Origin of the sequence: Phaeobacter italicus, assembly GCF_019801785.1 — a bacterium.
Taxonomy (GTDB): domain Bacteria; phylum Pseudomonadota; class Alphaproteobacteria; order Rhodobacterales; family Rhodobacteraceae; genus Phaeobacter; species Phaeobacter italicus.
In genome coordinates this window covers 244,064-253,717 of sequence record NZ_JAHVIJ010000006.1, presented here as the reverse complement: position 1 = coordinate 253,717, position 9,654 = coordinate 244,064, and the positions used below count along the sequence as shown (strand labels likewise).

Annotated in this window: 7 protein-coding genes; 2 read left to right on the top strand and 5 right to left on the bottom strand. The window is 60.4% G+C overall.

Translation table 11 applies throughout. The annotated features are described in order from the left end of the window. Positions 1-220 precede the first annotated feature (220 nt). Together KUV39_RS15900 and KUV39_RS15895 are read right to left on the bottom strand one after the other, a co-directional pair. On the bottom strand, positions 221-952 hold the full coding sequence (locus tag KUV39_RS15900; RefSeq protein WP_222460283.1) for an NAD(P)-binding domain-containing protein: 732 nt from the start codon (positions 950-952) through the stop codon (positions 221-223). A gap of 1 nt (position 953) precedes the next feature. Beyond that, positions 954-3,017, bottom strand: coding sequence for an NADH:flavin oxidoreductase (locus KUV39_RS15895; protein WP_222460282.1), 2,064 nt, complete (start codon positions 3,015-3,017; stop codon positions 954-956). Positions 3,018-3,174: 157 nt separating this feature from the next. Here KUV39_RS15895 and KUV39_RS15890 point away from each other — a divergent pair, with 157 nt between their 5' ends. Beyond that, a complete protein-coding gene (locus KUV39_RS15890) occupies positions 3,175-3,834 on the top strand; it encodes a TetR/AcrR family transcriptional regulator (protein WP_222460281.1) in 660 nt (219 codons plus the stop codon). On the opposite strand, the gene KUV39_RS15885 is transcribed toward KUV39_RS15890, so the two are convergent. After that, entirely contained in the window at positions 3,815-4,696 is an 882-nt protein-coding gene (locus tag KUV39_RS15885) for a LysR family transcriptional regulator (RefSeq protein WP_222460280.1), read from the bottom strand. The genes KUV39_RS15890 and KUV39_RS15885 overlap by 20 nt on opposite strands. A 105-nt stretch (positions 4,697-4,801) precedes the next feature. On the opposite strand from KUV39_RS15885, the gene KUV39_RS15880 reads away from it, so the two are divergent. After that, positions 4,802-5,083 carry a DUF1330 domain-containing protein gene (locus KUV39_RS15880; RefSeq protein WP_222460279.1) on the top strand — a complete coding sequence of 94 codons (282 nt, stop codon included), beginning with the start codon at positions 4,802-4,804 and terminating at the stop codon, positions 5,081-5,083. Between the two features lie 62 nt (positions 5,084-5,145). Here KUV39_RS15880 and fdhF read toward each other — a convergent pair whose 3' ends face one another. Beyond that, positions 5,146-7,920: a formate dehydrogenase subunit alpha gene (gene fdhF, locus KUV39_RS15875; RefSeq protein WP_222460278.1), complete on the bottom strand. Its 2,775-nt coding sequence runs from the start codon at positions 7,918-7,920 to the stop codon at positions 5,146-5,148. A gap of 3 nt (positions 7,921-7,923) precedes the next feature. Further along, positions 7,924-9,654, bottom strand: coding sequence for an NAD(P)H-dependent oxidoreductase subunit E (locus tag KUV39_RS15870; protein WP_008561949.1), 1,731 nt, complete (start codon positions 9,652-9,654; stop codon positions 7,924-7,926).

Here is a 9,654-nt window from a genome sequence, read left to right as displayed (position 1 = left end):
AAATGTAGGAAAATGCGGCCTTCCGTCAAGAAAAATTCAAAATACAATAAAAACAACTGGTTACACGGCAATAAAGTCAGCAAACCTGACCCGATTTTCCGCCAAAATCCCCCCAAAGGTCGCCGCCCGACCACTTACCCACAGCACACCCCGACTTACCCACAGCCAAATCAGCCGAGTCACCCAAATCACAGCCCCCCAAACCACCAAAACCAATCACTCAACGACCTGGGTGGAGGGAAGACAGGCCGGATTCGAGATCAGAGCGCAATCCGCAGCCTTCCATATGAAGACGCAGGCGCTGGTTATAGCCACCCGGAGTATTGAGAGCCACGATGAGCGTCTCTGCGGAGGAGGCCTCCAGGCTGGTTGACACCAACATCCGCAAAAACGCCTCTGCCGCCTGTGGATCGTCGACCTGCGGGGCCAGCCAGGAGGCCGCATCTGCAATCAAACGTGCAACAGGGGACAAAACGGCCTGAGCAGCCAGATAGGCCTCCAGCTCTGCCTGATCAGAAAGGGGAAAGATCCGGTTCCGCGGCTCAAAGATCGCCGACAGGAGCGCAATATCACCCAGCGCCATGATGGGAGAGCCCCCCTGCGCGATACCGGGAAAAGGCATCATGACAGCCTGCGCTGCTGCGGGGCGGACGAGATCCGTGAGATCCTCAAGGCCCATGCCCGCCATGAAGGAGATAACCTGCTGACCTTCGCGAAAGCGCAGTTGCTGCAGGGCTTGCCCGGCCCCTTCTGCCATCAGACCCAGAAAGATGACATCACTTTGGTCGATCACCTGTTGATTGGGGGCTCTGCTGACCTCGGGATAGAGAGACACCAGGGTCGTCGATGTCGCCTCACTGCGCTCTGACACGGTTATGTCGTGTCCCCTGCCCGCAAGCCCGCGCACAACCGCCGAGGCAATCGTGCCGCATCCGAGAAAGCCAAGGCGCATGTCAGATATCCTTCATCAAACGCAACGCATCATAGATGGCCGCATGCGTATTGCGGGCAGAGACCGCATCGCCAATGCGAAACAGCTGAAAACCGCCCGTGTGGTCCGCCCCCGAATGCGCGCCAGCGGTCGTTGGCTGGGGACGTCCGGCAATCAATGCGGACTGATCGACTGCGCCTTTGTTGATGCTCAACGGTTTCAAGTCGAAATACAGATCATCCAATGGAAGGGTTCCGTAGTTCACCACGACCTGATCGTAGCTCTTGCGCTGGCGATGGGCGCTGTAGTCGGTTCCGATCTCCGCGCTGAGCCGGTTTCCCTCCCGCTCCACTCCGAGCAAGCGGCGGGCCACGGTGAATGTAACGTCCTTGTCTTGCAGGCTGCGCATATAGGGGACGAGGTTCATCGCCATGATCTCTGGTGACACCATCCTGTCCGGTGTCATGACTTCAACCTGTGCCCCGGCCTGAACCGCGACTTCTGCGGCCTGCAGGGCAGGATGGTCGCCGCTTTCGTCGTAGATCAAAATTGAACCCGCCGGTGTCACATCGCCAGAGATGATGTCCCAGCTCGAAACCACATGCGCGGCTTCGCTCTTTGTTTCAAAGAGATGGAGGTTGGGCAGGCCGCCCGTTGCGATGATGACAACATCGGGGTCGAGGGAAGTGACGTCCTCAGGCTCTGCCCAGGTGTTGAAGTTGAAACGCACATCCATCGCCGCACATTGTGCCATTCGCCAGTCAATGATGCCGATCATCTCGCGCCGCCGTGCGGACTGCGCCGTGAGGCGGACCTGCCCGCCTGGATCCGGTGCAGCTTCAAATACCGTCACCTCATGGCCGCGTTCTGCTGCGACCCGTGCCGCCTCCAGGCCCGCAGGCCCTGCGCCGACCACCACCACCCGCTTGGCGTTCTGTGCGCGACTGATGGTATGGGGCATGGTCAGTTCCCGACCCGTTGCCGCGTTGTGAATGCACAGCGCATCCCCCGCCTGATAGATCCGGTCCAGACAATAGGTGGCGCCCACACAGGGGCGAATATCCTCTTCACGCCCGGTCAGGATCTTTTGCACGATATGCGGGTCCGCCATATGGGCCCGCGTCATGCCGACCATGTCCAGATGCCCCTCGGCAATTGCATGGCGCGCCGTCGCAACATCCGGAATGCGCGCCGCGTGGAAAGTTGGCAATCCCGTTGCCCGCTTGACCTCGCCCGCGGAATCAAGATGCGGGGCAGAAGGCATGCCTTGCACCGGGATCACATCTGTCATGGCCGGGTCCGTATGGATCCGCCCGCGGATCACATTGAGGAAATCCACCATGCCGCTGGCCGCCAGCCGTTTGGAGATCTCAATTCCTTCGTCGGGGGAAATCCCGCCTGCCTCTGCCTCATCAGCCGTGTAGCGCAGGCCAACGATAAACGCCTCCCCCACCCTCTCGCGGACGGCGCGCAAGACATCCATCGGCAGCTTCATGCGGCTGTCGAGGGTTTGACCACCATATGGGCCATCCAGATCGTTGGTCAGGGGGGACCAGAACTGATCCAACAGGTGGCCGTAGACCTGCAATTCGATCCCATCCATCCCGCCCTCTTTCATCCGCTCGGCCGCGTCGGCAAAGTCGGAAATGATACGCGCAATATCCCAGTCCTCCGCCAGCTTCGGAAACGCACGATGGGCCGGCTCGCGGTGACGGGATGAGCTGAGCGATGGGAGCCAGTCGCCTTTGTTCCAGGCGGTGCGTCGACCAAGATGGGTGAGTTGGATCATCGCCGCACAGCCGTGTTCATGAAGTTGATCCGTCAGATTGCGGATCCACGGCACAACCTCGTCCTTGTAGGCAAGGATGTTGTTGAAGACGGGCGGGCTGTCACGGGAAACCGCCGCAGAGCCTGCCGTCATCGCCAGCGCCACCCCCGCCTTGGCCCGTTCCGCATGATAGGCGGCATAGCGCTCTTTGGGCATACCGTCCTCGGGATAAGCTGGTTCGTGACTGGTTGTCATGATCCGGTTGCGCAGGGTGAGATGTTTCAGCTGGTAGGGTTGCAGCAGCGGATCTTTGGACATGGTAGTCTCCTGAAGTGACCGTGCGGTCTGGTCTCTGGGCAACGCGAGGCGACGGCGCGACTGTTGGTGCATCACCCCACTTGACACAAGTGTCAAGTGAATCGCCAAATCTGTCAATAATCTTGCTGTCGAGCGACGCGATTGATAGGCCACACATATGACAGATGCCCCACTCTCCCGCCCGACCCCATCCGCCGAGGCCTGGCTGGACACTGCCTATGACGTCCTCACGGACAGCGGTGTCGATGCGGTCAAGGTCATGCCGTTGGCCAAACGTCTCGGCGTCGCGCGCACCGGGTTTTACTGGCACTTCAAGGACCGGGACGAACTCTTGGAAGCGATGGTCAGACGCTGGGAAGAGCGCAACACCGGCAATCTCGTGACCCGCACCGAAGCCTACGCGGAGGGCATCGCAGAGGCATTGTTCAATCTGTTCGACTGCTGGCTTGATCCGGAGTTGTTTGATGGCCGACTGGATCTGGCGATCCGCAATTGGGCCCGCACCGACGCCGGGTTGCAGCACCGCCTTGACCTTGCTGACGAGCGCCGCGAACAGGCCATTGCGGATATGTTTGTCCGTCACGGATTTTCGCCTGACGATGCGCGCATTCGTGCGAGAACCGTGATCTATACCCAGATCGGCTATCTCTCCATGCAGGTGTGCGAACAGGACGATCGCAGGATCGCGCAGATGCCCACGTATATCCATATTTTCAGCGGCGTGCACCCAACCCAGAGAGACATCGATCGCTTCATGACCCGCCACGCCTGGCGCCTGCCGGATCCTCAGCAATGGCCTAAGGCAAAAGTCGGGTAAAGTCGGTCTGCCGGTCGCGAAAGAACCCCTTTAGCGCCGATTTGAAAACAGAGATCTTGCTCGAACGCTGAAGATCAGGATGGCTCAGAACCCAGATCGGGGCATAGTCCTGCGCGGGCACCCCGGGCAGCGCGACGAAATCAGGCGAGGATTGCCCCAGATAGACCGGCATCCTGACGACGCCCATCCCCGCCCGCGCAGCCGCAATCAGTGATGTCATTTCATCAAACCGCGCCCTTATGCGGTAGTTGGGATATTTTGCCAGGGCAATCTTTGGTGGCGCGTCGTAGCCAGAATAGATCACCCAATCCAGACGCGCCGACGGGTCCGCCTCTGCTGCGCTGATCAGGTCTGGATGACCAAAACAGGCGGTCTTTTGATCTGCAAGCCGTAGTCCGACCAGATTGTCCCCCGGCAAAGAAGAAATGCGGATCGCAACATCCGCCTCTCTCCGGGTGAGATCGAGAATGGTGTTGGTAGCCCGCACCGTGAGGTCGATTTGCGGGTAGTCATCACAAAACGTCTTGAGGAACGGCGCAAGATGCGTGTCGATCAACAATTGTGGCGCGGTCAGAACAAACGGACCAGTCATGTCCCGGTCGTTGCCGGCAATCTGCCTCAGCGCATCCTGCTCTACCGCCTCCATCCGCTCTGCTGCCGCAGCCAGGTTTCGGGCCTCTGTCGTCGGCGAGTATCCTTCCGGGCGCCGCTCGAACAGGGTTTGGCCCAACATCTCCTCTGCCCGCTGCACCCTTCGGGCCACTGTCGTGTAGCTGACGGCCAAAATCTCTGCCGCCCCAGCCAGAGACCCGGCCCTTACAAGGGCAAGGATCGTGCGCATGTCATCCCAGTTGATCTGCATACATGCGTTTTCGCACATCAATCAGGCAAAAGCATGTGTTTTCTCTTGGGCCGCGCCAAGCCATCTCAGAAGCACTGCAAAACCAAACGAAAGAGGAGCGCCGAAATGGCCTATGTCTACGTAAACCTCGTCCTGAAAGATGCCGGAAAAATGGCCGCCTACCGCCAAAAGGCCGGGGCCGCCCTTGCCAAACATGGCGCCAAGCCGCTGGTTTCCAGCCCTCAGCAGACTGTCATCGAAGGCCAGCGGGACGAAACAGGAATTGGTGTCATCCTGGAATTTCCAACTGTCGACGCCGCGCAGGCATGGATCTCAGACCCTGATCTTGCTGCCACCCACGCGCTGCGCCGCGCTGCGGGCGACTGTGCAATTACACTGCTCGCCTGACGGCAAACAAAAAAGCGCGACGCCATGGGCGCCGCGCTCTCCTTGATCTTACTTGTCCCGGCTTATTCTGCCGCGATCTGGCTTTGGACCTTTTCCACCCGAACAGCCGAGAACTTGAACTCCGGAATCTTGCCATATGGGTCAATCGCGGGGTTGGTCAGAATGTTTGCTGCAGCTTCCACATAGGCGAAGGGCACAAACACCATATCCTCGGCAATGGCCCGGTCGGCCCGCGCCATGATTTCGATCGAACCACGCCGGGTCGTCAGACGAACCATGTCACCCGGCTCGACACCCATCGCACGCAGCGTCTTGGGGTTGAGCGAGCAGTTCGCCTCCGGCTCCACCGCATCCAGAACCTTGGACCGGCGGGTCATCGAGCCGGTGTGCCAGTGTTCCAGCTGGCGGCCGGTGGTCATAATCATCGGGTACTCTGCATCCGGTGCCTCATCCGGCGGGATGACGGAAGCCGGGGTAAAGCGGGCCCGGCCATCAGCGCGCGGGAAGCCGTCACCGAACACAATCGCCTGACCGGGGTCGGTCTCATGCAGCGACGGGTAGGTGATGGTCTCGGTTTCCAGACGCTCCCAGGTGATGTTGTTCAGCGACTTCATGTTCAGCTTCATCTCGGCAAAGACTTCGCTGACATCCTTGTAGTCCCATGGCAGACCGATGCGCTGTGCGAGTTCAACAGTCACCTGCCAATCCTCGCGCGCCTCACCCGGAGGCGCCACGGCGGGGCGCACTCGCTGCACCTGACGGTTGGTGTTCGACACGGTGCCGTTCTTTTCATAGAGCGCCGAAGCCGGCAGGATGATGTCGGCATAGTTCGCCGTCTCGGTCAGGAAGATGTCCTGAACGATCATCAGTTCCAGCTTGGCAAAGGCATCGCGCGCGTGGTCGGCATCCGGGTCGGACATCGCCGGGTTTTCACCCTGGATGTACATGCCCTTGATGTTGCCTGCGTAAGCCTCGTCCACGATCTCGGTCACGGTGAGACCCTTCTCGTTCGAGAAGTCGCCGCCGCCCCAAACATCGGTAAAGCTCTTGCGGACATCATCCGAGGTCACGGTCTGATAGTCCGGCAGGAACATCGGGATGAGGCCAGCGTCAGACGCGCCCTGCACGTTGTTCTGGCCGCGCAGCGGGTGCAGGCCAGCACCGGGTTTGCCCACGTTGCCGGTCATCAGCGCCAGCGAGATCAGGCAGCGCGAGTTGTCAGTGCCGTGAATGTGCTGGGACACGCCCATGCCCCAGAAGATCAGACCCGCCTTGCCGCCCGCAAAGATGCGCGCAACGCTGCGCAGCTGCTCAGGGCTGACACCACAGATTTCCGACATCTTCTCAGGCGTGAACTGCGCCAGATGCTGTTTTTCCGCTTCCCAGTTCTCGGTGTATTTGTCGATGTATTCCTGATCGTACAGGCCTTCCTCGACAATCACGCTCATGATCGCGTTCAGCATCGACACGTCTGCGCCGGGGCGGAACTGGACCATTTCGGTGGCGAACCGGCGCAGGCCGACGCCGCGCGGATCCATCACGATCAGCTTGCCGCCGCGCTTGGTGAACTGCTTGAAGTAGGTCGCCGCAACCGGGTGGTTCTCGATCGGGTTGGAGCCGATGACGATCGCCACATCCGCGTTTTCGATCTCGTTGAAGGTCGCGGTCACAGCGCCGGAACCCACGTTTTCGATCAGCGCCGCAACAGATGACGCGTGGCACAGACGGGTGCAGTGGTCGACGTTGTTGTGCTTGAAACCCTGACGGATGAACTTCTGGAAGAGATAGGCCTCTTCGTTGGTGCATTTCGCCGAGCCGAAGCCCGCCACCGATTTCGGATTCTCATCGCGCAGTTTCATCAGGCCCTTGGCGGCCAGATCCATCGCCTCTTCCCAAGTCGCCTCGCGGAAGTGGGTCGACAGGTTGCCCGGATCGACGTTCAGGCCTTTTGCAGGCGCGTCGTCGCGGCGGATCAGCGGCTTGGTCAGGCGGTGCGGGTGGTGGATGTAGTCAAAGCCGAAGCGGCCCTTCACACACAGGCGGCCTTCGTTTGCCGGGCCGTTGATACCCTCAACATGTTTGACCTTGCCGTCCTTGACCTTGAGCGACACCTTACAGCCGACACCGCAGAACGGGCAGACGCTTTCGGTCTCGCTGTCGTAATCCTTGCTGTCACCAACCTGATTGTCATCCATCACCGTGGCGGGCATCAGGGCGCCGGTCGGGCAGGCCTGCACGCATTCGCCACAGGCCACACAAGAGGACTGGCCCATCGGGTCCGCGATATCAAACACCGGATAGGCATCGTGGCCGCGCCCGGCCATACCGATCACGTCGTTGACCTGCACTTCGCGACATGCGCGAACACAGAGATTGCAGGAAATACAGGCGTCCAGATTGACCTTCATCGCCACATGGCTGTCATCCAGAAGCGGGATGCGGTCCTTTTCCAGCTTGGGAAAACGTGACTCTGAAACGCCGTTCAGCTCCGCCATATCCCACAGATGAGAGGACTTATCGCGTGCCTCTTCCCGCTTGGGCTGATCAGCCACCAGCAGTTCCATCACCATCTTGCGGGCATTTTCGGCGCGCGCGTTGTTGGTGGTGACAACCATGCCCTCAGCGGGTTCACGGATACAGGAGGCCGCCAGCGTGCGCTCGCCCTCGATCTCCACCATGCAGGCGCGGCAGTTGCCGTCCGGGCGGTAGCCCGGTTGCGGTTTGTGGCACAGGTGCGGGATTTTCAGCCCGCGGCCATTGGCGACTTCCCAGATGGTCAGGCCCTTCTCGGCCGTGACCTGTTCGCCATCGAGTGTGAATGTAACTTTATCGCTCATGGCTCAGACCTCCTCGGGGAAGTGTTTCATGGTCAGACGGATCGGGTTCGGCGCAGCTTGGCCCAGGCCGCAGATCGAGGCGTCGACCATTGCGGTGCTCAGCTCTTCCAGCAGGCCCTGATCCCACTTCTTCTCGCTCATCAGCTTGACGGCTTTCTCACAGCCGACCCGGCAGGGGGTGCACTGGCCGCAGCTTTCATCTTCAAAGAAGCGCAGCATATTCAGCGCCGCGTCGCGAGCAGAGTCCTGATCAGACAGGACCACCACCGCAGCGGACCCGATAAAGGTCCCATGCGGCTGCAGCGTGTCGAAGTCGAGCGGAACGTCATGCATCGACGCAGGCAACAGGCCAGAGGACGGACCGCCCGGCTGATACGCCTTGAAAGTGTGACCTTCCAGCATTCCGCCGCAGGCTTCAATGATATCGGTGATGGTGGAGCCGGCGGGCAGCAGATGCACGCCCGGGTTCTTCACCCGGCCCGAGACCGAATAGCTGCGCAGCCCCTTGCGGCCGTTCTTCTCAACCGAGTTCAGGCATTCCGGCCCTTCGCGATTGATTTTGCAGACCCAGTAAAGGGTTTCGACATTGTGGACGAGGGTCGGACGGCCAAAGATCCCCACCTGCGCCACAAATGGCGGACGGTGGCGCGGCTCGCCGCGTTTGCCCTCGATCGATTCAATCATGGCGCTTTCTTCACCGCAGATATAGGCCCCTGCCCCGCGGCGCAGGTCGATGTAGCCTGCCTCGACGATGCCAGCGTCTTCCAGCGCCTTGATCTCGCGGCGCAGGATTTCCAGCACTGCCGGATATTCGTCGCGCATGTAGATGAAAGCTTTCTCCGCCTCGACCGCCCATGCCGCGATCAGCATCCCCTCAAGGAAGACATGCGGGGTGCGCTCCAGGTAGTAGCGGTCCTTGAAGGTGCCAGGCTCGCCCTCGTCGCCATTCACGGCGAGGTAACGCGGCCCTTCATTGGCGCGCACGAAACCCCATTTGGTGCCCGAAGGGAAGCCAGCGCCACCCAGGCCGCGAAGGCCGGCTTCTTTGACTTTTGCCTGAACCGCTTCCCAGTCGCCATTTGCGCGCAGGTCCTTCAGCGTGGCATAGCCACCGTCCGCTTCATAGGCGGCGAAGGTTTCATAGTCCGGCACATGGGCGTGGGTGTCATCTGCTGCAATCGCCGCTTCGACCTTTTCGACGGTCGCGTGGTCGATGTGGTTGTGGCCGATTTCCAGCACCGGCGCGGTGTCGCAGCGGCCCATGCAGGGCGCGCGCAGCACACGAACCTGAGAGGCATCCAGACCGTCTTCCAGCGCCTTTTGCAGCTGCTGGGCTCCTGCGAGTTCGCAGGACAGCGAGTCGCAGACCCGGATGGTCAGAGCAGGCGGCGGTGTCTCGCCTTCGCGCACCACATCAAAGTGGGCGTAAAAGCTCGCAACTTCATAGATCTCTGCCTGACCTGTGCGCAGTTCTTCGGCAAGGGCGCGAATATGCGCAGCGCTCAGATGACCGAATTTATCCTGAATGAGATGCAGGAATTCGATCAACAAGTCCCGATTGCGGGGCCGGTCGCCGAGAAGTTCCAGAACCTCGCTATGCGCCTGATCTTCCAGCTGACGGCCTTTGGGGGTTTTGCGCCCCTTGCCCTTACCGGATTTCCAAACGCCTTTGCTATTGTCCAACGGTGCCACGATGACCTCCACTTCGTGCTGCCACAAATGGCGGCATTCCAT

Bases quoted from the DNA above. Each gene is read 5' to 3' on its own strand.
- KUV39_RS15890 (WP_222460281.1), top strand. From the start codon at position 3,175: ATGACAGATGCCCCACTCTCCCGCCCGACCCCATCCGCCGAGGCCTGG.
- fdhF (WP_222460278.1), bottom strand. From the start codon at position 7,920: ATGAGCGATAAAGTTACATTCACACTCGATGGCGAACAGGTCACGGCC.
- KUV39_RS15895 (WP_222460282.1), bottom strand. From the start codon at position 3,017: ATGTCCAAAGATCCGCTGCTGCAACCCTACCAGCTGAAACATCTCACC.
- KUV39_RS15880 (WP_222460279.1), top strand. From the start codon at position 4,802: ATGGCCTATGTCTACGTAAACCTCGTCCTGAAAGATGCCGGAAAAATG.
- KUV39_RS15900 (WP_222460283.1), bottom strand. From the start codon at position 952: ATGCGCCTTGGCTTTCTCGGATGCGGCACGATTGCCTCGGCGGTTGTG.
- KUV39_RS15870 (WP_008561949.1), bottom strand. From the start codon at position 9,654: ATGGAATGCCGCCATTTGTGGCAGCACGAAGTGGAGGTCATCGTGGCA.
- KUV39_RS15885 (WP_222460280.1), bottom strand. From the start codon at position 4,696: ATGCAGATCAACTGGGATGACATGCGCACGATCCTTGCCCTTGTAAGG.